Annotated in this window: 25 protein-coding genes, 3 pseudogenes and 2 riboswitches; of the genes and pseudogenes, 3 read left to right on the top strand and 25 right to left on the bottom strand. The window is 25.6% G+C overall.

Annotated features, from left to right (window positions below; translation table 11 throughout):
- Window positions 1-81 precede the first annotated feature (81 nt).
- The 3 genes from HCG76_RS02985 to ribD are packed head-to-tail and all read right to left on the bottom strand — an operon-like array spanning window position 82 to window position 3,053.
- Window positions 82-1,284 carry a bifunctional 3,4-dihydroxy-2-butanone-4-phosphate synthase/GTP cyclohydrolase II gene (locus HCG76_RS02985; RefSeq protein ID WP_221698708.1) on the bottom strand — a complete coding sequence of 401 codons (1,203 nt, stop codon included), beginning with the start codon at window positions 1,282-1,284 and terminating at the stop codon, window positions 82-84.
- An 18-nt stretch (window positions 1,285-1,302) separates the two neighbouring features.
- On the bottom strand, window positions 1,303-1,959 hold the full coding sequence (locus tag HCG76_RS02980) for a riboflavin synthase (protein ID WP_221698709.1): 657 nt from the start codon (window positions 1,957-1,959) through the stop codon (window positions 1,303-1,305).
- A gap of 11 nt (window positions 1,960-1,970) precedes the next feature.
- Window positions 1,971-3,053 (bottom strand): bifunctional diaminohydroxyphosphoribosylaminopyrimidine deaminase/5-amino-6-(5-phosphoribosylamino)uracil reductase RibD, encoded by a 1,083-nt coding sequence (gene ribD / locus HCG76_RS02975; RefSeq protein WP_221698710.1) that lies wholly within the window; start codon window positions 3,051-3,053, stop codon window positions 1,971-1,973.
- A 278-nt stretch (window positions 3,054-3,331) separates the two neighbouring features.
- Window positions 3,332-3,447, bottom strand: a riboswitch (FMN riboswitch).
- Between the two features lie 161 nt (window positions 3,448-3,608).
- On the opposite strand from ribD, the gene HCG76_RS02970 reads away from it, so the two are divergent.
- Window positions 3,609-4,454 (top strand): DegV family protein, encoded by an 846-nt coding sequence (locus tag HCG76_RS02970; RefSeq protein ID WP_221698711.1) that lies wholly within the window; start codon window positions 3,609-3,611, stop codon window positions 4,452-4,454.
- A 59-nt stretch (window positions 4,455-4,513) separates the two neighbouring features.
- Here HCG76_RS02970 and HCG76_RS02965 read toward each other — a convergent pair whose 3' ends face one another.
- From HCG76_RS02965 to HCG76_RS02935, 7 genes are all read right to left on the bottom strand, one after another.
- Window positions 4,514-5,131, bottom strand: coding sequence for a flavodoxin family protein (locus HCG76_RS02965; RefSeq protein WP_221698712.1), 618 nt, complete (start codon window positions 5,129-5,131; stop codon window positions 4,514-4,516).
- A gap of 229 nt (window positions 5,132-5,360) precedes the next feature.
- Window positions 5,361-6,095 carry an ABC transporter substrate-binding protein gene (locus tag HCG76_RS02960; RefSeq protein WP_221698713.1) on the bottom strand — a complete coding sequence of 245 codons (735 nt, stop codon included), beginning with the start codon at window positions 6,093-6,095 and terminating at the stop codon, window positions 5,361-5,363.
- A gap of 205 nt (window positions 6,096-6,300) precedes the next feature.
- Entirely contained in the window at window positions 6,301-7,725 is a 1,425-nt protein-coding gene (locus HCG76_RS02955) for a PTS transporter subunit EIIC (protein ID WP_221698714.1), read from the bottom strand.
- 350 nt (window positions 7,726-8,075) lie between these two features.
- Window positions 8,076-8,852: a peptidoglycan recognition protein family protein gene (locus tag HCG76_RS02950; protein ID WP_221698715.1), complete on the bottom strand. Its 777-nt coding sequence runs from the start codon at window positions 8,850-8,852 to the stop codon at window positions 8,076-8,078.
- A gap of 203 nt (window positions 8,853-9,055) precedes the next feature.
- Complete coding sequence (locus HCG76_RS02945; protein WP_221698716.1) at window positions 9,056-9,508, bottom strand: UPF0158 family protein; 453 nt, start codon at window positions 9,506-9,508, stop codon at window positions 9,056-9,058.
- Window positions 9,509-9,632: 124 nt separating this feature from the next.
- Window positions 9,633-10,190: an ECF transporter S component gene (locus HCG76_RS02940; protein WP_221698717.1), complete on the bottom strand. Its 558-nt coding sequence runs from the start codon at window positions 10,188-10,190 to the stop codon at window positions 9,633-9,635.
- A gap of 34 nt (window positions 10,191-10,224) precedes the next feature.
- Window positions 10,225-11,217 carry a nucleoside hydrolase gene (locus HCG76_RS02935; protein WP_221698743.1) on the bottom strand — a complete coding sequence of 331 codons (993 nt, stop codon included), beginning with the start codon at window positions 11,215-11,217 and terminating at the stop codon, window positions 10,225-10,227.
- A gap of 183 nt (window positions 11,218-11,400) precedes the next feature.
- A riboswitch (PreQ1 riboswitch) is annotated at window positions 11,401-11,445 on the bottom strand.
- A 452-nt stretch (window positions 11,446-11,897) separates the two neighbouring features.
- Between HCG76_RS02935 and HCG76_RS02930 the strand changes: the two genes are divergently transcribed.
- A complete protein-coding gene (locus HCG76_RS02930; protein ID WP_221698718.1) occupies window positions 11,898-12,164 on the top strand; it encodes a DUF4190 domain-containing protein in 267 nt (88 codons plus the stop codon).
- 158 nt (window positions 12,165-12,322) lie between these two features.
- On the opposite strand, the gene HCG76_RS02925 is transcribed toward HCG76_RS02930, so the two are convergent.
- The 8 genes and pseudogenes from HCG76_RS02925 to HCG76_RS02890 form a co-directional block, all read right to left on the bottom strand.
- The gene (locus HCG76_RS02925) at window positions 12,323-12,889 is read right to left on the bottom strand and encodes a 50S ribosomal protein L25 (protein ID WP_221698719.1); all 567 of its coding nucleotides are present in this window, start codon (window positions 12,887-12,889) and stop codon (window positions 12,323-12,325) included.
- Window positions 12,890-13,102: 213 nt separating this feature from the next.
- A pseudogene (locus tag HCG76_RS02920) lies at window positions 13,103-13,285 on the bottom strand (HAD hydrolase family protein); the annotation flags it as partial.
- Between the two features lie 256 nt (window positions 13,286-13,541).
- Entirely contained in the window at window positions 13,542-14,006 is a 465-nt protein-coding gene (locus tag HCG76_RS02915) for a hypothetical protein (protein ID WP_221698721.1), read from the bottom strand.
- A 111-nt stretch (window positions 14,007-14,117) separates the two neighbouring features.
- Window positions 14,118-14,849, bottom strand: a complete 732-nt coding sequence (locus tag HCG76_RS02910; protein WP_221698722.1) for an ATP-binding cassette domain-containing protein — start codon at window positions 14,847-14,849, stop codon at window positions 14,118-14,120.
- A 21-nt stretch (window positions 14,850-14,870) separates the two neighbouring features.
- Window positions 14,871-15,632 (bottom strand): annotated as a pseudogene (locus HCG76_RS02905) (glycine betaine ABC transporter substrate-binding protein).
- Between the two features lie 134 nt (window positions 15,633-15,766).
- On the bottom strand, window positions 15,767-16,429 hold the full coding sequence (locus HCG76_RS02900; RefSeq protein ID WP_221698723.1) for an ABC transporter permease: 663 nt from the start codon (window positions 16,427-16,429) through the stop codon (window positions 15,767-15,769).
- 126 nt (window positions 16,430-16,555) lie between these two features.
- Window positions 16,556-17,752 (bottom strand): MFS transporter, encoded by a 1,197-nt coding sequence (locus tag HCG76_RS02895; protein ID WP_221698724.1) that lies wholly within the window; start codon window positions 17,750-17,752, stop codon window positions 16,556-16,558.
- Between the two features lie 113 nt (window positions 17,753-17,865).
- On the bottom strand, window positions 17,866-18,276 hold the full coding sequence (locus HCG76_RS02890; protein ID WP_221698725.1) for a peptide deformylase: 411 nt from the start codon (window positions 18,274-18,276) through the stop codon (window positions 17,866-17,868).
- Window positions 18,277-18,298: 22 nt separating this feature from the next.
- Between HCG76_RS02890 and HCG76_RS19480 the strand changes: the two genes are divergently transcribed.
- Window positions 18,299-18,562: a nickel-dependent hydrogenase large subunit gene (locus HCG76_RS19480; RefSeq protein WP_221698744.1), complete on the top strand. Its 264-nt coding sequence runs from the start codon at window positions 18,299-18,301 to the stop codon at window positions 18,560-18,562.
- Between the two features lie 126 nt (window positions 18,563-18,688).
- On the opposite strand, the gene HCG76_RS02880 is transcribed toward HCG76_RS19480, so the two are convergent.
- The 7 genes and pseudogenes from HCG76_RS02880 to HCG76_RS02845 all read right to left on the bottom strand — a co-directional run bounded on the left by HCG76_RS02880 (window position 18,689) and on the right by HCG76_RS02845 (window position 26,028).
- Entirely contained in the window at window positions 18,689-19,603 is a 915-nt protein-coding gene (locus tag HCG76_RS02880) for an anti-sigma factor domain-containing protein (RefSeq protein ID WP_221698726.1), read from the bottom strand.
- A 4-nt stretch (window positions 19,604-19,607) separates the two neighbouring features.
- The gene (locus tag HCG76_RS02875; RefSeq protein WP_221698727.1) at window positions 19,608-20,276 is read right to left on the bottom strand and encodes a sigma-70 family RNA polymerase sigma factor; all 669 of its coding nucleotides are present in this window, start codon (window positions 20,274-20,276) and stop codon (window positions 19,608-19,610) included.
- Window positions 20,277-20,797: 521 nt separating this feature from the next.
- Window positions 20,798-21,421 (bottom strand): phosphate-starvation-inducible PsiE family protein, encoded by a 624-nt coding sequence (locus HCG76_RS02870; protein WP_221698728.1) that lies wholly within the window; start codon window positions 21,419-21,421, stop codon window positions 20,798-20,800.
- A 51-nt stretch (window positions 21,422-21,472) separates the two neighbouring features.
- Window positions 21,473-22,633, bottom strand: a pseudogene (locus HCG76_RS02860) (AI-2E family transporter).
- Between the two features lie 146 nt (window positions 22,634-22,779).
- Window positions 22,780-22,845 carry an LPXTG cell wall anchor domain-containing protein gene (locus HCG76_RS19475; RefSeq protein WP_370778850.1) on the bottom strand — a complete coding sequence of 22 codons (66 nt, stop codon included), beginning with the start codon at window positions 22,843-22,845 and terminating at the stop codon, window positions 22,780-22,782.
- Between the two features lie 421 nt (window positions 22,846-23,266).
- Complete coding sequence (locus HCG76_RS02850; RefSeq protein WP_221698730.1) at window positions 23,267-24,025, bottom strand: hypothetical protein; 759 nt, start codon at window positions 24,023-24,025, stop codon at window positions 23,267-23,269.
- A 257-nt stretch (window positions 24,026-24,282) separates the two neighbouring features.
- On the bottom strand, window positions 24,283-26,028 hold the full coding sequence (locus HCG76_RS02845; protein ID WP_221698731.1) for a M56 family metallopeptidase: 1,746 nt from the start codon (window positions 26,026-26,028) through the stop codon (window positions 24,283-24,285).
- Window positions 26,029-26,162: the final 134 nt, after the last annotated feature.

Genomic DNA, 26,162 nt, shown 5'->3' with positions numbered 1-26,162 from the left:
ATTCCTCCTAAAATTTTATATTATATTTTAATAACTCCCATATGAGTTTCTACCTAAACTCTTAACTCTTCCCTTTGCACTTTAAAGTATATGTCCAAGTTTTTCTTTCTTTGTTTGCAAATAAAATTCATTTTTTTCATTATGATTCATTTGTATTGGAATCCTATTTGTAATTTCTATTCCATAACCTTCTAATCCATTTATTTTTCTAGGATTATTAGTCATTAAATTAACCTTTTTAACTCCTAAATTTCTTAAAATAGCAGCTGCTACATCATAGCTTCTCATATCAGCAGCAAAACCTAGCATTTCATTTGCTTCTACAGTATCATATCCTTTATCTTGAAGTGCATAAGCCTTTAATTTATTAATAAGCCCAATACCTCTACCTTCTTGCCTCATATAAACAAGAATTCCACAACCTTCTTCTGAAATTCTCTTCATAGCAGAATCATACTGTTCACCACAGTCACATCTTTTTGAACCTAATGCATCTCCAGTTAAGCATTCTGAATGTACTCTAGTTAAAATTGGAGTCTCACTACTTATATTTCCTTTAACTAAAGCAACATGATGTTCTCCATTTAACTTATTTATAAATCCATACATTTTAAAATCACCATATCTAGTTGGCATTTTAACTTCTGCAACTCTTTCAATTTCTAAATGTTTTATTTCACTTTCTTTTCTATATTTCACTAAATCTTCAATAGTAATTATTTTTAAATTATGTTTTTTTGCAAATTCCATTAATTCTGGAGTTCTTGCCATAGTTCCATCTTCATTCATTATTTCACAAATAACACCTGCAGGTTTTAATCCTGCTAATTTAGCTAAATCTACTGCTGCTTCAGTATGACCATTTCTTTCTAAAACTCCTCCATTTTTAGCCACTAAAGGAAATACATGTCCTGGTCTTCTAAAATCATCTGGCTTTGAATTTTCATCTAAGACTTTTTGTATAGTTAATGCTCTTTCAAACGCCGAAATCCCTGTTGTTGTATTAACATGATCAATTGCTACCGTAAAAGCTGTTTCATGATTATCAGTATTATTCTTTACCATGGGCCCTATTTCAAGTTCATTTAATCTATTTTCTTCTACTGGCATGCAAATAAGTCCACGTCCGTACTTAGCCATAAAATTTATAGCTTCTCCAGTGACTTTTTCTGCTGACATTAATAAATCACCTTCATTTTCTCTATTAGGATTATCAATAACTATGACAATTTTACCTTCTTTTATATCTTGTATTGCTTCTTTAATGCTATTAAATTTATTCATTCTCTTAACCCTCCAATATTAAAAAAATCCATTACTTTTCAAAAACTCTTCTGTTATAGAACTAGTATTTTTCTCTTCTTTTTTACTTTCTAATCCCATTAACTTTTCTACATATTTTGAAATTACATCACATTCAAGATTAACAGTTTCTCCAATAATTTTATTTAAAAGAGTAGTTTCAGCTGATGTATGTGGTATTATAGATACTTTAAATACAACATCATCAACATACGCAACTGTTAAACTAATACCATCTATTGTTATAGATCCTTTTAAAACTATATATCTTAAAATATCACTTGTAGTTTTTATGGTAACCCATGTAGCATTATCTTCTTTTACTAAGGAAATAACTTGTCCTATTCCATCTATATGTCCACTTACAATATGCCCACCAAGTCTACTTTCTAAAGTTAATGCTCTTTCTAAATTAACCTTACTACCAATAATTAAATTTCCTAAATTACTTCTTCTTAAGGTTTCTGCCATAACATCAGCTTCAAAACTATTTGTCTTTAAAGCTGTGACTGTTAGGCATACCCCATTAGTACAAATACTATCTCCAACCTTTGTTTTATCTAAAACCTTATTTGCCTTAATAGTTAGTTTTGAGGATTTACTTCCCTTTTTAACTTCCTGAATTACTCCTATTTCTTCAATTATTCCTGTAAACATAAATTAATCACCTAACCTATATATCCCTCTAATAAAATATCTTCACCTACAATTGATGTATTTATATTTCTCAATCTAAAAGCATCAGTTAATTTATTTATTCCATTCCCATCTATTGGAGTTTTAGATTTTTCCCCTCCTATAATTTTAGGGGCTATATACATCATAACCTTATCAACTATTTTTTCTTCTAATGAACAATAATTAAGAGTTGCTCCACCTTCTAATAAAATACTATCTATATTTAGTTTTCCAAGCTTTATCATTAAATCATTTAAATCAACACGTCCATTTTTTTCTTTTATAATTAAAACCTTAATATTATCTTCTAAAAGAGCCTGCATTTTTTTTAAATCAGCTTTCTTAGTAGTAGCTATCATAGTTTTGCCATCTTTATTTTTTAATACTTTAGAATCTAAAGGTATTCTTAGTGAACTATCAACAATAATTCTAACTGGATCATTTCCATTTTGTGTTCTGCAAGTTAATTCTGGATTATCAGTAATTACTGTATTTATTCCAACCATAATTCCTGAAAGTTTATTTCTTAATTCATGAACTTGTAATCGTGATTCTTCACAGCTTATCCATTTTGATTCACCTGTTTTTGTAGCAATTTTTCCATCAAGAGACATAGCAGCTTTTAATACTACATAAGGCTTTTTAGTTATAATATATTTTATAAATATCTCATTTAATTTTTTACATTCATCTTCTAAAATACCAGATTTTACTTCTATTCCTGCAGCTATTAATTTATTTATTCCATTACCTGCAACTAAAGGATTTGGATCAATCATTCCTATAATAACTTTATTTATTTTGTTTTCTATTATCATATCTACGCATGGAGGCGTTTTTCCATAATGTGAACAAGGCTCTAAAGTAACATACAGTGTAGCTCCTGAAGGATCTTCTTTTAGACTTTTAAATGCATTTACCTCTGCATGAGCTTCTCCATATTTTTCATGATATCCTTCTCCAATTATTTCTCCTTCTTTTACTATAATTGCACCAACTAAAGGATTTGGATTTACTTTTCCTACTCCTTTTTTAGCTAGCTCAATAGCTTTTTTCATAAAGTATTCATTCAAATTCATCATCTCACAATCATAATAATTCGAATTTAATAAATCTTTAGCTAAAAATTAAAGGCTCTGAGATTATAAACTCAGAGCCTTTAATAAAAAATATATTTTTTACTAATTCTATTTTATAATTAACTTTAATAGAAAAAAATATATAGATGCTTAAATAAGCATAGTAAATAAATATATTACATAGAAATCTAAAAAAACTCTGAAATATAAAATATTTCAGAGCATAGCATACAAACTAAATAAATATAGTATTTTAGATTACTACATTATTACTTTATCTTCTTTCATCCAGACTTTACTGTCGGCCTCGGAATTTCACCGAATCATGCTAAATTAGCTCGCGGGCTTTACCGCCGGTAGGGAATTTCACCCTGCCCTGAAGATTTATTAAATTGTAATTAAATAATATTACAATCTTTTCCACTTGTCAATAAAATATAACAATTTTTTATTATTAACATTTATTTTAAATAATATTAATAATTTAACTTTATAATTTATGCTACCATTGTATTATTAAATACTTTACAATATAGGAGCAATACACTTATGAATGAATTAGTAATAATAACAGATAGTTCTTGTGACTTATCTTTAAACTATTTAAATGAAAACAATATTATTTTATTACCCTTAACTATTGAGATACAAGGTAAAATTTATAAAGACATAATTGATTTAGATACCGAAAAATTTTATAACTTAATAGATGATAAATTATCTATACCTAAAACTGCTGGAGTAAATTTATATACTTTTGAAGAAGTATTTAAAAGAGAATTACTTAAAGGAAATGAAGTATTATATATTGGTATTTCCTCTGAAATTAGTAGTACATTTAGCAGCGCCTATCAAGCAAAGTCAATACTAGGTAGTAATAAGATACATTTAATAGATTCTAGATCTGCTGCATATGGACAAGGTTTATTAGTTGAAATAGCTAATAAAATGAAAAATGAAGGTAAAAATGTTAATGAAATAATTAAAGCTATTGAAGATATAATTCCTAGAATGGATTATGCTGTAATGATTAATGATATAGAAATGCTTAAAAGAAGTGGAAGAATTTCTGCAATGACATCTTTTGCAGGTAACTTATTGAATATAAAACCTGTGATTTGTGTTCAAGATGGTGAGGTTGAAATATTAAAAAAAGTTAAAGGAACTAAATCTGCTATAAACTTTTTAGTAAATAGATTATCTGAGTTTAAACCTGATAATAAATTTCCTATAGTAATATACTATGGATGTGATAACGATTTAAAGGATATGCTAAATGATAACTTAATTAACCTTTTCCCAAATAACAATATTAAAAATATGCAAATTGGTGCTACAATAGGCTCTCATACTGGCAAATATGGAGTAGGTATATTCTTTGTAAAAGAAAAGTAATAATATTTAATAATTAATAAAAAAAATAGTACTCGCATATGAGTACTATTTTTAATTTATTATCTTATAAAGTTTGTTCTTACTACAGGAACTAATTCAGGAGTCGGAATATTCTTAGCAGCTTCTTTACACTTAATTAAATAAGCCATATTTCTAGCTAATACCTTCATAGTTCTTACTCCTTCTAAATCTTGCACAACTTCTTCTGGTGTATTACCATGAATTTGATTCCAATAAACTGATGATACTATTGGCATTTCATTTATAGTAAAATATTTATTTAATTGATCAAATGCAGCACTTGCACCACCCCTACGACATGATACAATGCTTGCGCCAAATTTATGTCTTAAGTGATTTTTATCTGTTGAATAAAAAAGTCTATCTAAAAATGAAGTTACTGCTCCACTAGCTGCTGCATAATGCACAGGTGAACCTACAATAAATCCATCTGAACTTTCTAATTCCTTACTTACTTCATTTACTAATCCACCATGAACACATTCACCTAATTTTCTACAAGCACCACAGCCTGTACATCCTATTATAGCCTTGTTACCCACCTCGTAGAATTTTACTTCTATTCCTTCATTAATTAATTCTTTTTCTATGATTTTTAATGCAGTATGTGTACATCCATTAGCTCTTGGACTTCCATTTAGTAATATTACTTTCATGTTTAACTCCCCCATAACAATTTACTATTGATATTATAGCAGAATTAAATTACTTTTATAACAAAATTTTAATTATATTTTTACTTTTTAAGTATATTATGACATGCTATTTTATGACCATCAGATATATTAACTAAAGTTGGTTGAATTGTTTTACAAATTGAAGTACAGCAGTTGCATCTATTAAAATATACACATCCAGTTGTAGTTTCATTTTCATTAACTTTTTCTATATTATTATTAATCTTAGAATTAAAGTTAATTGAAGCATTCCTCCACTAAGCTGATATGGGTAACTGTCTAATACAGTTTTAGAGTTTTGTATTTTCATTTCCTTTAGGATATTTAGAGCTCTATTTTCTATTTCTTTAAAAGCGTTTGGTGTTAATCTGCTCTCCACATCAAAAATCATATCTACATCTCCAGCTTTTAATAAATTTACAAATGTATCTCCATCAGGTGTAAATACTATTTTAATTTCACTAAACTTAGGTGCTTCCCCCAAATACTCTTCATTTCTATATAATATTGCATATTGTCCTGGTTTATATTCCTTTAACTTCCACATACCTGTACCAATAGGTTTAACTATACCTTCCGAAGTATTAGCCTCTTCCGGGAATGAGCTTTCGGCCATAATTCTTACTGGTCTAGATAAAGCTAATTCTTGTAGTACTGGATAATAAGCTTCCGTATATTTTATTTTCATAGTGTATTCATCAACTACATCAACAGCTTCAATTAAATTAATAGATTCTAAAAAGGAGTGATCAGATTTATTTTGCAATACTTCATCAAAATTCTTTTTTACGATTTCAGCATTAAATTCAGTACCATCTGTAAATTTTACTTTTATTTGTTGACTCATTTTCTGTACTTTTTGCTTTATTGCATCCAACAGTACCAGCATTGATATAATTCCTATTAAACAAAATGCTATTCTTCTAATTAGTCTATTTTTCATAAATCTTCTCCCCCTAAACACTTTTTTTCCTTTACTTTACATAATTTTAAGAAAAAAATAGAAGGCATAGCTACAGAAAAAGCTATACCTTCGTGGTATATAATAATATAATTATTATTTAATTTATATTTATATATATTCCCTATTATACTAAATATACTTATTTGAATTATTTTTTTAGAAAGAATTAATTAAAATTATCTAATTATATATTCTTCACATCTGATTCTTTAATTACAAAGTAAGTAATTATAAATCCAGCAATATAAGAAATACATAATCCTATAAAGTAATTAAGCATACTTTGTGGTTGCATTATAGGAATAGCAACTAATCCTGATGGTCCCCAAGCATTAGCTAAAACATGTGTTAACATTACATATGCACCACCAAAACCAGCACCAAGACCAGCGGTAATAAATGGTTTAAACATAGGAAGAGTAACACCATAAATCAATGGTTCACCAACTCCTAAGAATCCTGCTGGAAGTGCTCCTACAATAACTTGTTTTAATCTTTCATTATTTATTTTTCTAGCAATTAAATAGATAGCTATTGCGGCTCCAACCTGACCTGCACCAGCCATTGCAAGTACTGGGAATAATGAAACTCCTCCCATTGCTTCTAGTTGAACTGCATAAATTGGTATTAATCCATGATGTAACCCTAATAATACCATTGGTAAGAATAATGCAGCTAATACATATCCACTAATTACACTAACAACTGGATTAGAAGAATTAATAATTATACTTAATACAGCTACTAATACATCTGAAATAAATCCTGCCACTGGCATTATAATAAATACAAATAAGATGCCTGTTATTAATAATGTTAATAGTGGAGTTAATATTAAATCTAGAACGTCTGGCAATCTCTTACGTATTGCCTTTTCTATCTTAGCTAATATATAAACGCCCATAATAACACCTATAATACCGCCTTTTCCTGTAGTTAAGATAGAATTTAAAGGTACAGCTTCATCATACAATCCAAAGGTTTGGGATATAGCAACTATATTTGCACTTATTGATATAGCACCTATCATTCCTCCTAAGCCTTCAGTTGCACCAAATTGTTTTGCTGAGTTTATACCAGTATAAATAGCAAAATAGCCTAAGAATCCTCCACCTATTAAAGAGAACATTAATTGAGTTACTTTCCAAAATCCTTCAGAACTTAAAACACCTTGTCCTTGAAGAGTTGAAATTAAGCTTCCTAGACCATTAAATATACCTGCTGCAATAATTGCTGGAATTAAAGGAATGAAAATATTAGCAATAACATTAATTACCTTCTTAAATTTACTTTCTTTTTGAGAACCTTTAACAGCTGCCTTATTTTCTTTCCACTCTCCAGCTTTCAATGATTCTTTAGGTAAATTTAAATCTTCAATGCAAATATCTGCTACCTTTTTAGCTTTACCAGGACCTAATACAATTTGTAGATAATCTCCATTTTGAACTATTCCTATTACTCCTTCAGTGCTTTTTAATTGATTTGTATTAATTAAATTTTCATCCTTTACATTTACTCTTAATCTAGTCATACAGTTTGCAACTTTTATAACATTTTCCTTACCACCAATTAGCTCAACAATCTTTTTTGCTAATTCTAAATTTGTCATATAATTATTCATCCCCCTAAAAATTATTTAAAATATTTACCTCATGAATAATTTTTGTAAGTATAAAACTTATGTCAAAAGATAATTAGTATTTAATTAATACATATTTATATCACCCCATTTTTCTTGTTATTATATTATAGTTATTATTTTTACTCTAAATGTCATTTATCTTAATTATTTTTAAATTAATTAAATATGTACTTATTTTTTAAAACCTACTTTAAGTTTAAAACTTTAGAAAATATATAAAATTTAAAGCCACTATATAATTATTTAAAATAAAAAAGACTAAATGCTTATTATACAAACATATAGTCTTAAAATTTATATAAAATAACATTTTATAGTTATTTACGGACTTTCCTATTTTCAGAAAAACCATATTGAAGATAATGATCAATTCCTGATACAAATGTTCCCTTTTTAACTGCATCAGCTACATCTGGATTAAGTTCAAGATATTCACCTTCATTATATTCTACAGGAATAGGTGGTAATGGTAATCTTCCTTCTTTCCTTCCATAATCAACATAATGTTTATAAGGATTATCCTTATAAACTGTACTTTTAGCTACATCCGGATATTTTTTAAGATACCAATTCTTACTAAACACATACATAGAATAATTCATCTCCCCATTATTAGAAGTGTTTTGTAATTTATTTTTAAAAGCAGTCCATCTGCTCCAATTATTATCTGACCAATTAGGACATATTTTATGACTTGCATCATAATGTCTTACAACACTGTTATTAGAAAGATTATATTTCTTTTGTAAATACTTAACTAACTCTAATGCATTATTTTCTGTTGTTTCTGAAATAACTCCATTACTATTGCAGCACATTTCTATATTAATAGAATTTCTGTTTGTTATTCCATATATACCTGTTCCATCGCCAACAGACCAAGCTGCATTATATTCTTCTACTGATTGCCATATAGAAGTATCATCTACAAAATAATGTGCACTTGCGCTTCTATCTCCATTATAAAAATAATCAACATTATTCTTAGCTGTATCTCCTTTGTTTCCTGTGTAATGAAGAATTATATACTTTACGCTATCACCGTTTCTACTTGAATAATTATAAGAGCTTATTTTTCTTTGTATTGGTAACATTATATACATCTCCTTTCACCTTATATTATGAAATATGCTTTACAATTGTGATTATAATGTCAATTAAATACTAAGAGTATGGAATAAAAATTTTCTATTAACCTTTAATAATTTTTATAAGTGAAACTTATTATTTACTACAAAAAAATAATGAAAGCTTATGATGATATTTTTCATAAAACTTTCATTATTTAAATATAAGATTAAAACTCTATATTATTATCTTTACACCACTTTATTGCTAAATTTCTTTCACTATCTTCCCTATAATCATACCATTCACTACCAAGGCCAGCATTTTCAATTGCATTCCTTAGTTCTCTAAATGAATCTTTATTTTCTAATATTGTATTCCTTATATCTGAATCTTCTATTGTATTAGTAAAATTAATCATCATTCCATATTCATCTATATCAGCATGGTTTGGAAGTTGAATATAATCATTATAATTTTCTTTAAAATCATGAAGTGAAAGTATAAGTTCTTTTTCCCACTCTTCAAACTTATCAATATTTTGTATATCATCAGCTTTATAGTTTGCTGTACTACTATCTTCAATATATATTATTACTCCTGTTTTTTTATTATAGTAATGAGTTAATAACTCTCCTTCAAATTCTATACATTCTATTACATCATTTAAATCTACTTTCATTTTAATCACATCTTTCCTTTGAATTTCTTATTTTGCTTATAACCTAATAGAATCAGTATATTATAATACTGATTCTATTACTACAATTTAATTTTAAACATATTCATTATTTTTTAATCAAACTCTAATATGCTTTATTATTAATTTTAATGTTATTAGGTAATGCTTTTATTAATGATAATACAAGTAAAACTGTAATAGCTTTATCTACTAAATCAAAGATAATTTGAGTTGAAAATATACTTGTAACTATGTTTACTCCAGCTTCCTTTAAATACATTACAATAAAAGAAGTACCAGATGATGTAATTCCACCAAAAACAAAGGCAGAAATTATTGAGGCAACAATAGATCCAATTACAGTTGTTATTAAAATACCAAGAACTAAATATTTTCCTTTAAATAAATTCTTTTTATAACACACTCCAGCTACTATACCTATAACTAATTGAACAGGCATAAAATATAGTGAGTATGGATCAAATGTTAATCCATTAATTAATGCAGTTACAATTCCTGTTAACATTCCACTTATAGGTCCGAATAGAAATGCTGATAAAAATGTTCCTATTGTATCTATGAAGATTGGTAGTTTTAATGTTGCAGCAACGAATGCTCCTACAATATTTATTACAACAGCCATAGCCATAATTATTAATTTAAAAGTATTATTTCTTTTCATATTAAATCCCCCATTATTTACGCTTTAAATTTATTTAATTTACTCCATATTTAGGATTACTAAGTACTATTTCAATATCTTTTTGATTATCTGGAAAAATTCTCTCTAAAAACATTTTCATAAATTTTTTAGAATCTACCTTATTCAAAATAAGTCCATTATGCTCTTTTTTATAAAATTCACCAACATCAACTAAAGTTTGTCCTACTGCTATCCCATCAACAACTATATCTAAATATGATGTAAACCCTTCACAAATGCTTCTATCAATAAAATATGCTACTGCCAATGGATCATTAATTACACATCCTAAAGTTCTTTCTTGCTTCCAATGGAAATCAACATAAAATTTAGTTATATCTACAATAAAATTAGCTACATCTCCACCAATTTGTTTAATAAGTTCTATAAGATTAGGTGTTAATACTATTTCTCTAGTAACATCTAATCCAACCATGGAAAAAGGAACCTTACTTTTATCAAATACTTCTTTAACTCCATGGGGATCTACCCAATAATTAAATTCTGCCACTTGTGAACAATTACCATGAGACTTAAATGCTCCTCCCATAGAAACTATTTCATTTATCATATTAAAAGCTTCTAAATCCTTTTCTATTGCTTTTGCTAAATTAGTTAATGGTCCTAATGCAATTAAACTTACATTGCCATTTATTGCCTTTTCTAAGATGAAATCTACTCCCCCATAATTTATCTCTACATCTGCTTGTTGATAATTAGTTTCGCCAAGGCCATCTTCCCCATGAGTATCTTGGGCTGTTATTAAATCTCTTTCTAATGGAACCTCTTCTCCTATGTATACCGGTATATCTTCTCTCTTCATTAGTTTTAATACTTTTAATACATTTCTTGCTCCCTGATCTGCTTTTACATTACCTGAAACGGTTGTAATTCCTATAACTTCGATCTCTGGTGAGTTCAATGCTAAAATTAATGCTAATGAATCATCTATACCTGGATCACAATCAATTATTACTTTCTTTTTCAATTTTATCTTCTCCTTCATTAAGTTAATATAAAATTTATATTCAGAAAATAAAAAATGGAATAAACATTTGTTCATTCCATCACAAAACAAAGGGAGCTATTATTATTAATAGCTCCCTCATATATTAAAATCTAGTATTATTTTATTGAAATTATAACAACAAAATTGAACTAATAGCTTTAAAAATATTAAAGTTTATTAGTGGTCCTAGTTTTTTATAGAGGGATGGTTACGAACCTCTCTCAGAATTAATCTGAGTATATAAATTTTACCTATTCAGTATATATGTTTATTTAAAATTTATCAATACTAAATTTAGTTTTATTATTATATATTTTTTCTATTTTTATATTCTTTCGTAGCCTTAAGAGCATCCTCTTTTGAATTGAATATAAATAACTTATATTCAACTTGTATATAACTATAAATTAAAAGGTTTAACTCTAAATATATTAGTACTTAATATAAATTCATTTCTTCATAAATTTTGAAAGAAAAAATATTTAAATTAAAATAGTTATTGATTTTATTGTTAGCAAACATATCCAATTTTATTCCTTTTTTTTAAATCACTTACTTATATTAATTAAAATTTAAAACCACTCTAATTTTATAGCTACATATATCATTTAACTTAATTATCATATTTAGATTAATAATTTCATATAATTTACTAATTAATAACGGGGGTATTAACGTTGAGCGAAAATAACAAAAATAATCAACTTGAAAACTCAAATAATTCTTACAACGGTTTATCTATTGCAGGATTTGTTCTAGGTATTATATCTTGTTTCTTAAACTTTTTCGGAATTATTGGAATAGTGGCAGTTGTTCTTTCATCAATAGGCTTATCACAAATATCCAGAGATTATCAAAAAGGTAAAGCTTTAGCTATCATAGGAATAGTGCTAGGTACCATAAATATTATTTTTGCATTATTTGTATTTATTTCATTCTTCTAATATATACTTATACACTATAAAAATTAAAATCCCATAAGAATTGTATTTTACAATTCTTATGGGATAAATTATTTCTAAATATTAATTCATTTTAATATAAGTTGATAAAAAATAAACAAAGAGACCATATTTTTTTAGTCTCCTTGCTATGAATATTATTATTCTTCCTCATTATCACTTTCTTCATTTTTAGAGTTATATCCTATTTTAGCTACTGCTAAATCTTTATTGCTTTCTAATACTATTTCATTTGGTATAGATAGATCTTTAATAAAAATTTGACTTCCTTCTTCTAATTTAGATACATCTACAGTTATATTATTAGGAAATTTATCAGGTTCACCTTGTAACTCCACTTCTGTAATAAATGATTCTAATAATAAACTTTTAGACAATAGAGTCTCTTGTCCAACAAAACTAATTGGAATTTTTAATTTTACTAAATCACCTTTATTTATGCTTTGAAAATCTATATGAATTATCTTTCCAAAAGCATCTTGTTGCATCTCTTTAACAATACACTTTTTAAAATCCCCATTTAAATTTAAAGATACAACTGAACTCTTAGGATATCTTAGCAATCTAATCATTTCTTTTTTTGTAATTTTAGCAGATAAAGACTTGTGATGGTCATTTCCATAAACAATACAAGGAATTTCTCCATTTTTTCTTACTTTACTTCCCTTTTCACTTCTTTCACATATGTTGAATACTAAATCATCCATTATAATCCTTCCTTTATCTTTTATATTTATATAAAGCTTTTATTTTGTATATCCTATTTTTATTCATAATAATTATTCAATATTACAACTTAATTAATATTAATTATTTTACTGATGTTTTTAGAAAAGCAATTGAAATTACACCAACAGAATATAGAAAGTTTTATATAAAAAAAGTAGGGATGTATCTATCCCTACTTTATGTAATTATTATTATACTAACACTTCTGTATTAACAAACTTATCTATAGCATGAGCAATTCCATCTTCATCATTTGATAATGTAATATAGTCTGCTATGTCCTTTAATTCTTTAACAGCATTATCCATAGCAATACCTAATCCTGCATATTTAACCATTGAGCTATCATTATGACCATCTCCAAAAGCTATTATTTAATCCTTTTATTAAGGTAATAGTTTACATCCCCCCTTTACTTTTGTAGTATAATCAAAGAACTATAAAAATTACTTTATACACACTTCAATATTTGTAACTTTATACAATATTAATAATTATTTCTATAAAAATTGATTATATTTTTATAAAATCATATATAAGTATATAAAAGTCTTTAAAATAATATAGGCAAATTAATATATCTAATATTGTTTTAGTTATATTAATTCGCTTATTAAGTTTACATATAAATCATTTTGAGGTATTCTTTAATTCTTCTTGATAATCTCTTACTGCCTCTAATGCGTTTAAACAATCATCTTTATCTTTCAAATTTATATATAGTAATGTAGATATATTTCCACCTTTTTCACTTATCCTCGTTGCAACTCTATAATGATCTTCAAGCTCCTTTATCTCCATTTTATATATTAAATCTAAATGGGTTGTTTCTCCATTAAACTTTACGTTAATATTATCTTTTTCTATTTCTAAATTAACATTGTTTTCAGTTATACCTTCTGATATATTTCCAAACTTAGTAAATGTATAGGAAACATTATTATAATCAAATCTATTACTTTCTTTTAGATTTTCTAAAATATATTCTCCATCTTTAACTACATCTACAAACTCTTCTTCTTCATAAAAACGATATTTTCCTAAGTAATCTAAAGTATAGCATCTAAAAATATTATCTTTTTCTATGTTATCCACTATATATCACATCCGTTATCTGATTTTATTATATAAGAAACTATTTGCTTTATTATAGTATGACCTATATTTTAATTTGTATAATTAAAATTACTAACTATAGATATATAATTATACACCAACTAAATTTTTAACTAAAATTGTCTTAGGTCTTTTTGTTATTTCCTCTGGAGTATCAATTTGAACTATTTTTCCTTTATCCATTATAACTACTTTAGTTCTTAATTTTAATGCTTCTTTAATATCATGAGTAATAAATACAATTGTCATACTAAGTTCTCTATATATTCTTAATATTTCATCTTGTAAAAGTTTTCTAGTTATTTCATCTACAGCTCCGAAAGGTTCATCCATAAGCAAAATTTTTGCATTACTTGCTAAGGCTCTTGCAATTCCTACTCTTTGTCTTTGTCCTCCTGAAAGTTCACTTGGATACCTTTCCAACATATCCTCATTTAATCCCACTGCTTTTATTAATTCTTTTACTTTCTTATTTATATTTTCTTTACTTTCCATTTTAACTAAATTAGGTATATATGATATATTCTTTCTAACATTCATATGCGGAAATAAATCTATTTCTTGAATAACGTAACCTATACCTCTTCTTAAAGCTATTTTATCTACTTGAGAAATATCAGTATTATTTACGAAAACTTGTCCATAATCTGGAGTTATTAAGCCATTAATTAATTTTAAACATGTAGTTTTACCACATCCTGAGCTTCCTATTATAGTTACAAATTCACCTTTATTAATTTTTAGATTGATATTATTTAATATTATTTTATCACCATATACTTTACTTATATTTTTTAATTCTATAAACCCTCTTTCACCCATTGCTATCCTCCTTATTAATTTTTATTTTAATAATCCTTTATCTTTTAGGAAGTCTTTAGCAACTTTTACCTCATCCTCTTTTTCAGTTTCAACTTTATAATTTAACTCTGCCATTTCACCTTCGGTCAATATATTATTCATTTTCATTAATACATCTTTAAGTTCAGGATATTTCTTTAATGTGTTATTTCGTACTATAGTTCCACAATAATAAGTTTGATAAAATTCTTTGTCGTCATCTAATAGTACAACATTAGAATTAGAAAGTTGTCAATCTGTAGTAAAAACATTCATAATGTCTATTTCTTTAGAGTTTATAGCATCATATTTTAATCCAATATCTAAATCAACAGATTTTTTAAATTTCATTCCATACTCTTTACATAAAGCATCAAAGCCATCTTCTCTTTCATAAAAATCATATTCAGCCCCAAAAGTAAAATCCTTTGAATATTTAGCTAAGTCTGAATATGTTTTTATATTATATTGCTCTGCTAGATCTTTTCTAATAACTAATCCATAAGTATTGTTAAATCCATATAATCCAATCCAACTCAAATCATATTCGCTATTATATTTATTTTTCAATTCATTATATAATGTTTCATCATCTGGAATGCCCTCTTCCTTTAACACAAAGCTCCAACTAGTACCTGTATATTCAGGATAAAGGTCAAAATCTCCCTTAAGTATAGCAGGATGAATATTACTAGTTCCACCGCCTATTCCTTTTGTAATTTCTACTTTTAAATCAGTGTTTTCTTCAATCAATAGCTTGAGCATTTCTCCTAATATAAATTGTTCTGTCATTGGTTTTGTTGCTATTTTAATAGTATCATTTTTATTAGAACATCCTAATGTTGCAATGCATAATATTATAATTAGTATAAATATTAAGATTCTTTTAATCCCCCTCATTAACTCAACCTCCAAATTTTTACTATCTTTTTCTCAATAACACTAATAATAAAATCTAATAATAAAGCCAATAATGCTATTAATAAGCTACCTGCAATTGTTAATATTGAATTATTAGTTGTTATACCTCTATATACTGCAACGCCTAATCCTCCTGCACCTATAAATGAGGCAATACCAGCAAGAGCTATTGTCATAACTACCATATTTTTAAAACCTGCTAAAATTACTGTAGTAGCCATTGGAATTTTAATTTTATATAGTATTTGAAATTCTGTACTTCCCATCCCACGAGCAGATTCTATAATTGATGAATCTACGTTTTCCATTCCCGCATATGTATTTCTTATCATTGGTAATAAAGCGTATATAGTTAAAGCTATTATTGCCGTGGTATTGCCTATACCTGAAAAAGGTATTAAAAATCCTAGAAAAGATATAGAAGGTATTGTATAAAGAAAATTTACTATTCCTAAAACAAATTTCGAACTTTTCTTATATTCACTTATAACAATTCCTAATATTCCACCTAGAATTGTTGCAATAACTATAGATATTCCTGATATAGCTAGATGCTGAAAGGTTAATTTCAAAAAGAAATCATATCTTTCTACATATATATTTATTAACCTAGCGCAAAAATAGCGTTTGTTTCTGTTCATAAAACATATCTTTCTACATATATATTTATTAACTCTTTAATATTTCTCCCTCCTACTAAATATTTATTCTTTATATAATACTCATAAAAACATAAAAAAAATTCCTAAAATAAAAATTTAGGAATTTTATATATTAAAAGCATTCTTTCTTAAAATAAAAAATATTATAAAAATAAAAATAGTTGAAATTAGTAAAGATGGGAAAAAGAAAATTTTATTTATATTATAAATATAAGATAATATAATTGGTCCTATGGCATATCCTAATGACTCACAAGCTCCTACAACTCCAAATATTATCCCTTCAACTTTTTTCTTTTCTCCAAATTTGAGTAAAGAGTTTTGAAGACCTGAATTTAAAAATGTTGCTCCTAGAAAATATATTATAATAGATATAGTAAATAACCTTAATGTTTTTATCATTGATAATATGGTAAGTGCTATTATCATTACTATAAAAGACATAAATAATTGTTTTTTAACTCCTATTTTATCACTAATCCATCCTGCAATTGGAGCCGCCAAACCAAAAACCAATAAATAAGTTGATATAATTCCTGAGGTATAAATGGTTGATACACCTAAAACTTCTTGTCCATAAAAATGAATTAATGCAACTACACATGAATAAATATAATCTCCTAAAAATGCACTTGCTCCTAAAATAATAATTTTATATGTTAAGTTTCTGCTTTTTATTTCATATAAAATATCCTTTATATTATGATTATTTTGCTGTTTTAATTTTGGTGATTTTACTTTTTTTATTCTAATCATTACATATAGTAAGCTAAAAAATATTCCTATTGACGCAGTATAAAAAACTAAATTAAAGCTAGTGTATTTTTCTAGTATTAAGCCTGAAATTGCTGCACCAATTCCACCTCCCAATGTAAAAACAGCTGAGGCCAAACCAGTACATTCTCCTCTTCTATTTGAATCTAATGTTCTAGATAATATAGAGTACGTGGCAGGTGCAGCAATTCCTAATATTACACCTTGAAAAACATATAAAGTTCCGTAATTAAAGCATGTATTAGCTAATATATATCCAATAGGAATAAAAGTCATTAATAGTAAGCTTAACTTTAATGTTAGTTTGTCACCTATGTTATTGGAAATAACTCCAAATGGTATTTGAATTATTGTTTTGCTTACACCATATAATGAAATTACTATTCCTATTGTAACTGTACTCATCCCATTATGTTTAAAAAATAATGGTAAAATAGGTATCATAAGGCTATAACTAATTCCAAATATTAATCTGTAAATACAAAAGCTTCTGAAATATTTATTGCTTAATAAAAAATCATCATACATAATATTATTTTTTCTCCTTAACTATAGTAAAATAATATTATGTATATTCTAATTATTTAGAGTTTATTAATTTGTCTGTTATATTACATAAATATATGAAGATTTTATAATTATTAAATTATTATTCCATTACAATGATCAATTTCATGTTGTATAATTTGTGCTACAAATCCTGTAAATGTACCCTTTTGTTTTTTAAAATCTCTATCAAGATATTCTACTTCTATAGTTTCATATCTATTAGTTTTTCTAAAACCAGTTAAAGATAAACAACACTCTTCTGTTTCATAACTATTATTTTTCTTTGTTATAACAGGATTAACCATTGGAACTATAATATCTCCTACACAAAAAACTATAATACGCTTTTTAATTCCTATCATATTTGCTGCCATACCAACACAATCATCTATATTTGCTCTTAGAGTATCAATTAAATCTTCAATGACGTTAATATCATTTTTAGTTGCATTTTCTGATTTTTGTGCTAAAAATAATACATCTTTCATAATTGGTTTTATCATATATATCACACCTTTCTAATCAATTTATTATATCATTAAAAATGGTGTTGTAGATAGATATTCAGTAATATCTCCATCAAACTGGAATTTATCTCCTACAGATGATAATGGAGTTAAAGGGCCAGTTGAGTATGCATTAATTGGTACTGAAATTAAAGATATAGAGTCACCTATTGAAATAGCTTCATTATACTATTCATACAATATTTCTGAAGAATTAAATAATAACTTTAAGACTATTTGTGATAAGGTTTTAGAAAAATTAATTTATATAATTAATAAGTGATAAAGAAACATTCGAAAGGTTAGTTTTTGATCAAAGGAACCTTTTTCTATAAATAATAAAAGAGAGCTAAATATAATATATATAGCTCTCTTTTACCTATCTTAAACTATATTATTCAAATAATTCTTAATCATTATCTTCATCGTTGTTATCATCATTATCTTCAGTATTGTCATTATGATCATCATCACTATTATTATCATTATCATTATGATCATCATCATGTGAGTTATCATCTTCTTGCTCATCTTCTAGCCTATCTTCAAGTTCATCTTGAAGTTCGTCTAATGCATCCTCATTCAAGAATAAATTACTATTATTGCTTTTTAATAAATCTAATAACTCTTGAGTACTTAAATTTTCAAAAGCTTCTTCAATTCCATCTTCATCAAGCTTTGCAATCGCTTCATATTTTCCTAAACTTATTCCTTGCTCTGCTGCCATTGCTAAACTTTGTTCATTTCCTTTAACAAAGGCAACATTTGTATCATTAAAAGTAGTTTTAACTATATTTTGAACATTTTCTTCATATTCAATATTGTCGTTTCCTAAGAAAGAAAAACCAACTAAAATGGAATTTCCATTACCTAAGTAATTATCTTTGGTTAAAATTTCTTTTAGTTTAATAGCTCCTTCTTCTACTGTTAATCCCGTTATGGTGTTTATATCCAATACTTTTCCATCATCATTAAGTCCTTTAACATTAATTATTTTACCATTAGCATCTAAATTAAATTCAATACTAGGATTAACATCAAAAGTCAAAACTGCATAAGTATTATTTAAATTAGATGAAAATCTATTAAATATAGGATTAATAAAAATAAGTATAAGCGCTGCAACAGCTCCTAAAGGTATTAATAAATTCTTTAATCCCTTATTTTTAGAGCCTACTCTTCCATTATAAATATCTTCATCTAAACAAAATATAGTTTCACCAATCTTTAAATCACTCTTTTTGTTAATACGAAGAATTTCTCCTCCATCCTTCATAACAATTACATACTTTTCTTTTATCTCCATAACAATCGCCTTAAACATATTTTCACCTCCTTATCCATAACTTTAAATTTCTAAAATTCTTATCTAATATAATTACTACTGATATAATAAATCTTTTACTTCTCTTTATTATTTTTTCTGTAACAGAAAATTTTAAGGATATTTGTTTTATTGGTAATCTTCTCTTTTCATACATAAAGCTTTTTAATAAAACTTCATCATTTACTTGTTCTGATATAAAAATTGCTCTTTTTCTTGTATCTTCATGTTTAGGTGACTCTTCCACCAAATCTTCAAATGAAAATCCAAATTTATTTATTTCACCCTTTAGTTTATTTATTTCTACTGCAAGCTCATCATTACTTTCTATTGGTGTATGATAAACATTTTCCACATTAATTCCATTTTCACTTAGTTCTTCTATGGAATCTACCTTATTATGTTTATTTTCCTTAATAAGATAATTCTTAATTCTACTTGAAATAACAAGCTTTGCAAAAGCTGAAAAGCTTCCTTTACCTTCATCAAATTTATCAATAGCTTCTTTAAAAGCTATCAATGCGATACTAAACTCATCATCATTTTTAACTGAAACATACCTCCCAGTTATTGAGCTTACTGTTTTTATTATTAATGGCATATACTCATTAATTAAACTATTTATATCCTTTCCTGAAATACTCTTTATGTTATCATCTAAAAAACCTTCCATATAATATAAATCTCACCTCCTATCTTTAGGTTTTATTATATTGTAAATTATATTCCTTTATTTTTGTTTTACACTATTAAATACAACTGTTATTTTTGCTTTAGGTACTTTTTTAGATAATTATAATTAAAATAACAATTTGCATGTCCAATATCTAATAATATACTTGATTATATCTTTTTAAAGTACCATTTTTAACTAAACTATCAAAGCTTGCTGGATTTAAATCAAGAAAGGTCCCTGTAATGATAAAAATCTATTATCTATACATGAACCCATTCTCTTATAATAATCATTTAATCCATTATCATTTTTATCTAAAACAAATCCAATTCCAAATTCGATAATCTCAATTCCTATATCAGTATCTTTAAGTAACTCTAATACTTAATTATCTTTAAATAACTGTGACACATAAATTTTACTCATCTTATTTATTTTAGAGACAATGTCTCTATCTCTTATTTTAAATTTAACATAATTATATATCACATTCATATATTATTAAATAAAATAAATATTTATTTCTTTTTTAATGATCTGATAACTTCAACTCTTGTAACTACATTGTTCTTTATCTTTTCTACTTTCAAAGCAAATCCTGGATAATATATGCATAATCCTGTACCTAATTCTAATTTCCTAGAGTCAACCTCTTTCAAAATTACTTCTTCTAATGTATCTTCCTTATTTTCATAAGGTATTTCTATATTCTCTAATAAATTAATTCTTTTAACTCTTTCACTTCCCCTATAAATAGTTTTATCTACTTCATCGAAATTATAAAATAAGTATCTTCTAGTAGCAAATAATGCAGCAATAGATGCTATTCCTACTAAATTTTCATAAATAGACATATGCTCCACAATTAATTGCCTTGCAATTGCAAATAATAAAACCTCTATTACAGTTTCAGGAGTATGCTTACATAACATTTTTATAAATTCTATTCCAATTACAAAATTAAAAGCTTTAGAAAGATAACTATTAAATGAATCTAAATTACTATTGATTGAAAAAATAGAAGTTAAATCAAAAATAAGATATACCACTGAAATAGCAATACTTATCGCTAAAAGAATTCCAATTATAGTTTCTAAAACATCTGCTACTTTCATTACCTGTTCTCTTATAAATCTTTTCATTTAATTACCTCTTTACTTTATACAAAAATTTATTTTTAAATAACTTATAAGCTAATTCAGCTTTTTTTCACCATATCTATTTAAGTAAATTCTAATTAATCCTGCTATTTGCATAGATAATATCATTCCTAGTGCACCAAAATAACTTCCTCCAATTAATACAGCTATAAGTATCCAAACTGGAGATAATCCAATTTTATCTCCAACAATTTTAGGTTAAACAAAATTCCCATCAATTTGTTGATATAATAAAAGTAATATTGCTCCTGTTATTCCCATAGACATACTTGTAAATATACCTAAAAGAAATGCTAATGCAGCGCCAAGAATTGGTCCTATATATGGAATTATATTAGTTGTCCCAGCTAAAACACCTATTAAAACTGCAAAAGGATGTTTTATTATTAATAACAGAATAGTTGAAACTATGCCAACAATTATTGAATCTAAAATTTCTCCTAAAATGAATTTACCAACTATATTATCTAAATCTATCAAGAAGGTTGTAAGAGCATTTTCAAATTTATTGGGTAGTAAAATATGAGCAAATTTCTTTAATTGCCTTATTAATCTTTCCTTATCAGATAAGAAATAAATCATCAATATGATAGTAACAACAAAATTTAATATAAATGAAGAAATATTAGATATTGAAGTTACAAAAAAGCTTACTATTTTCTCAGCTGCTATTCCAACCTTACCTGCTATTTGTGATGCTATTTGTCCTGTAATTGGTATATCTATATTTTTATCTTTTAAGCTTTTAATAATTTCATTACTCCATATTTTTAATTGGTTCTCAAACTCTGGTAAGGAGTCTATTATCTCATTAATACTCTTAAATATTGGAGGGACTATATAGTTATATATTAAAACTAATAAAACAATTACTAAAGATAAAAGTAAAATAATACTTAATAATCTTAATAAGAAATTATATTTTAAATTGTTTTTTTTAGATGTTTTTGATAGAAGGTTAGATAATAATTTTTCTATATACATCATTGGCTCATTTAATAAATAAGCTAATAACATAGCATATAAAATAGGTTTAATTATCCCTATAAAATTTTTAAATTGGTATACAATCCATTCAATTATATTTTCACTATAAACTATTGTTTTAACTGTTAATATAACAACTAAAGCTATAAATATAATTATAACTCCATATTTTATATAAAATTTATTATTTCTAAGCTTATCAATCATATTAGCTTTCCTCTCCTTAAGTTTTCTTTAGTTCTAACTAATTGCTTATACTAATTTACCCATAATTAAGTAATTTAATTTATAAAAAAGCAAAAAAAGAAATCTTAGTAATTTATCTAAACTAAGATTTCTTTTTTTATTTTATATTATTTCTTTTTTCTTCTTAATAATACTGTTCCTAATCCAACAATTAGAACACCACCAATAATAATTATAACTACTACCTACTACGGCTCCAGTTTGTGGTAACTTTGAGCTAGATGGTTTATTGGGTTTATTGTTATCTGAAGGTTTACTTGGTTTGTTTGGATTAACTGGTTCTGTTTTATCTTCATAATCGTTAGGATTATCAGGATTAGTAGGATCATTTGGTTCTACTGGTTTTTCTTTATCTTTCTTACTATCTTTTATACCTACCTTTATAGTAGTGATTGCTTTGTTATATAATTATATTTTTACCTTTATTGTATTTTTTTAAATTATTTCAAAAAAGATGTAATAATAACTAAGAGAAACCCCTTAGTTATTATTACATCTTTGCAAATATTCCAAGTATAACTTAAGACTAAATTATTTAATTATGACATTATAAATATATAACATGACTAATTTTATAAATTTTTAGATAAAGTGTTATTCAAATAATCTAAGTACTCTTTCTACATACTCTTGGCTATAACCCATATTCTTAAAGTCATCTATATAAAATCTATCAACCACCTTTGCCTTTCCAAGGCTTTGCAGCTTACTATCTATTTCATATACAACATTTTCATAACTTTCATCAACAACTTCAATTGACCCACCAATTAAACTTATTTTATTTCCATCTCTCATAACTAGGTTATAATATACATCACTATCTTGACCTTTTGTAAAGCCTAACTCTAATTTTTCAACATCATCATAATAATATACTTTGTCTGAAAAAACTTTTTTATAAATTATTTCATCATTTGTTACTGCTGTATAATTAGTATAACTAAAGGTTATGATTCCAACTACAAAAAGAATATATAATACTTTAAATAGGCTTCCCTTTGTAATACTACTTATTCTTTTATCCATTAAAATAGTCCATTTAACTAATGAACTATATGAATCTATGTTTTCATATCTAAGTTCACCCTTACTTTTAGATGATATCTTTTTACTTAAAAATTTTCTATTAAGCTTAAATATTATTATTCCAATAATAGAAGCAATAAGTATCATAATAGCTACCATACTTTCAGATGATATTGTATAAAGTATAAATGATTTTTTTTCAGAAATTAACTTATGACTTTCAATGAATAGTAAATCTCCTCCAAGTACTAAAGCTATAGTAGTAATAACAATTACTAAATATTTTAGAATCCACCCTAAAAACTCTTTTACTGATTTATTCAAAATGCTCACCTACTTTTATATTAGGTTTAAATCCCCCAAATCTTTAATACTATTTTACTACTTTTTTAAATTATTATCCATATGAATACCTTAATTAGTTTCTAATTAAGGTTATATAACAATTCTAGATACAATTCTATTTCTTGATCATTTATAACCTTATATTAATATCTATATTTCAATATTATAAATATTATTTATAAACAAAAATAGTAGACAAATTTATAATTTATAAATCTGCCTACTAGATTTAATTATTATTGTAGAATTGTTGAAAAGCTTTCACTAATACTATCTAATATCTTATTAATTTCCTCTACACTCATTGTTTCATCACCTACATTTAAAACAATTGATTTTTTTGATAAATGTAAATTAAAGTTATTTATTCCTTCTTTATATTGTACTATTTTTGTTTTTATTCCCCTATTAAGTAACTCCTCATTTAAAGTATTTGCTAAGCTTAAGTTTTCACTATAATTTTCACATTTTTCTGCTAAAATTATTTCTACATCTGATTTATCTGTATCTTCTTCATTACTTTCTCCCCTATGAATATCTATTAAAACATAACTTGAAAAATTTGCTATATTCTCTTTAATAGTATTTTCTGCATTTAAAAATGATGTTTTATATTCACTTGGTTGTTGACATTCTAAAAATGTTGAATTTATACTTAATTCATTTAACTTATCATTTAATACTCTTCCTGCATCCATAACAGAATAGCCATCTTTGTACTCCTCATCACCATGAGAGTTATAAATAACTGCATTAATTTTTGAATTTACTTCTTTATTAGTAAGAGATACTTCATTTAAATCAACATCTAAAGTTACATCTTTACCTTTTACAACCTTAGTATTTATTTCATTAGAAATATTATTAACTAATTTTTTATTAATACTATTTGTATCCTTTAATTCAGATTTCTCTGAATTCATACCACTACTTAAAGTAATACTACCTAATAATATTATAATCCCTATACCAGTTATTATTTTTCCAATTCCAATCTTTTTATTATTTCCAATCATAATAATTCTCTCCTTTAACTTTTTCTTATTATTAATCATTGAACTAATTCCTAAAGGTATAGAAGCTTCCCCTATATAACTAAGAACGTTAATAATTGTATAACCATAAGATACCCTTTCCCTTTTATCTAACTTTGAAATAACCATATTATCACAAGCTACTTCACAATCTTCTTTTAATGTATTTAGTGCAAATAATATTATTGGATTAAACCAGTATACAGCCTTTAATAAATATATAAGCAAAGTTAAAGTAACATCTTTTCTTTTATAATGGCATAGCTCATGTAAAATTATATATTTTAATTCCTCCTTCTTAATATTATTAAATATTTTTATTGGAATTAAAATTTTAGGTTTTATAACACCACATAAAGCTGGACTACTAATTTCATTAACTACTAATATTTCTATATTTCTTCTTATATTTAATAAAGTTAAACAATCCTTTAATATTTTATAAGACTGTCTATTATATCTGTATATCATATTTTTTCTTATATTGATCAACTTATAATAAGAAAAAATTAAAAATATAAAAAATATAGAAATTCCAGTTATCCATATGGAGATTAATATTGTTTTTGTATTAAAATAATTATTTATATTTGCTGATTTTGACATAGGCTTTTCAATAATATTATTTGAAGTTTCTGAAGTGTTATTTATAGGTGTTTTTATCTTATTTGTATACGACTTTATTTGAGAATTATCATTTATTAATTTTTCATCATATGAAATGGAGGTATCAACCTTATTAAATAAATTGTAAATACTTATTTTACTTTCTGGACCATAAGGTATAATCAATTTAATTATTAATAAAAGCCATAAAAAATATACTATATTAATTCCCAATATTTTTCTTATCATAGGCCTTAAAATTAATATAATAATTGCTAAGATTGAAGTCAGTATCGATACTTGAAATATTATATTTAATATATTTATACAAGTCACCTCCATTTTTGAATTACAATTGTAATCTGTAATTATAGTTTACACTTGTAATTTTAAATAGTCAACTATAATAGTGCAGTTTTCCTTGAATAATTTTACAGTTAAATAAAAAATGAACTTTAACAAGCTATTTTTAATGA

The organism is Clostridium sp. K13, assembly GCF_019734195.1.
GTDB lineage: Bacteria > Bacillota > Clostridia > Clostridiales > Clostridiaceae > Clostridium.
Note: the sequence above shows the minus strand (reverse complement) of the source record. Positions and strands in the feature narration are given on the sequence as shown.

Excerpts from the sequence above, each read along its gene's own strand:
- HCG76_RS02900 (WP_221698723.1), bottom strand. The coding sequence starts at position 16,429 with ATGAACAGAAACAAACGCTATTTTTGCGCTAGGTTAATAAATATATAT.
- HCG76_RS02845 (WP_221698731.1), bottom strand. The coding sequence starts at position 26,028 with ATGGAGGTGACTTGTATAAATATATTAAATATAATATTTCAAGTATCG.
- HCG76_RS02980 (WP_221698709.1), bottom strand. The coding sequence starts at position 1,959 with ATGTTTACAGGAATAATTGAAGAAATAGGAGTAATTCAGGAAGTTAAA.
- HCG76_RS02970 (WP_221698711.1), top strand. The coding sequence starts at position 3,609 with ATGAATGAATTAGTAATAATAACAGATAGTTCTTGTGACTTATCTTTA.
- HCG76_RS02875 (WP_221698727.1), bottom strand. The coding sequence starts at position 20,276 with ATGGAAGGTTTTTTAGATGATAACATAAAGAGTATTTCAGGAAAGGAT.
- HCG76_RS02895 (WP_221698724.1), bottom strand. The coding sequence starts at position 17,752 with ATGTATGATGATTTTTTATTAAGCAATAAATATTTCAGAAGCTTTTGT.
- HCG76_RS02925 (WP_221698719.1), bottom strand. The coding sequence starts at position 12,889 with ATGGATGATTTAGTATTCAACATATGTGAAAGAAGTGAAAAGGGAAGT.
- HCG76_RS02880 (WP_221698726.1), bottom strand. The coding sequence starts at position 19,603 with ATGTTTAAGGCGATTGTTATGGAGATAAAAGAAAAGTATGTAATTGTT.
- HCG76_RS02890 (WP_221698725.1), bottom strand. The coding sequence starts at position 18,276 with ATGATAAAACCAATTATGAAAGATGTATTATTTTTAGCACAAAAATCA.
- HCG76_RS02985 (WP_221698708.1), bottom strand. The coding sequence starts at position 1,284 with ATGAATAAATTTAATAGCATTAAAGAAGCAATACAAGATATAAAAGAA.
- HCG76_RS02965 (WP_221698712.1), bottom strand. The coding sequence starts at position 5,131 with ATGAAAGTAATATTACTAAATGGAAGTCCAAGAGCTAATGGATGTACA.
- HCG76_RS02870 (WP_221698728.1), bottom strand. The coding sequence starts at position 21,421 with ATGAAAAGATTTATAAGAGAACAGGTAATGAAAGTAGCAGATGTTTTA.
- HCG76_RS02950 (WP_221698715.1), bottom strand. The coding sequence starts at position 8,852 with ATGTTACCAATACAAAGAAAAATAAGCTCTTATAATTATTCAAGTAGA.
- HCG76_RS02910 (WP_221698722.1), bottom strand. The coding sequence starts at position 14,849 with ATGGGTGAAAGAGGGTTTATAGAATTAAAAAATATAAGTAAAGTATAT.
- HCG76_RS02955 (WP_221698714.1), bottom strand. The coding sequence starts at position 7,725 with ATGACAAATTTAGAATTAGCAAAAAAGATTGTTGAGCTAATTGGTGGT.
- HCG76_RS02960 (WP_221698713.1), bottom strand. The coding sequence starts at position 6,095 with ATGAAAAATAGACTAATTAGAAGAATAGCATTTTGTTTAATAGGAATT.
- HCG76_RS02940 (WP_221698717.1), bottom strand. The coding sequence starts at position 10,190 with ATGAAAAGAAATAATACTTTTAAATTAATAATTATGGCTATGGCTGTT.
- HCG76_RS02945 (WP_221698716.1), bottom strand. The coding sequence starts at position 9,508 with ATGAAAGTAGATTTAAATGATGTAATAGAATGTATAGAATTTGAAGGA.
- HCG76_RS02935 (WP_221698743.1), bottom strand. The coding sequence starts at position 11,217 with ATGAAGGAGAAGATAAAATTGAAAAAGAAAGTAATAATTGATTGTGAT.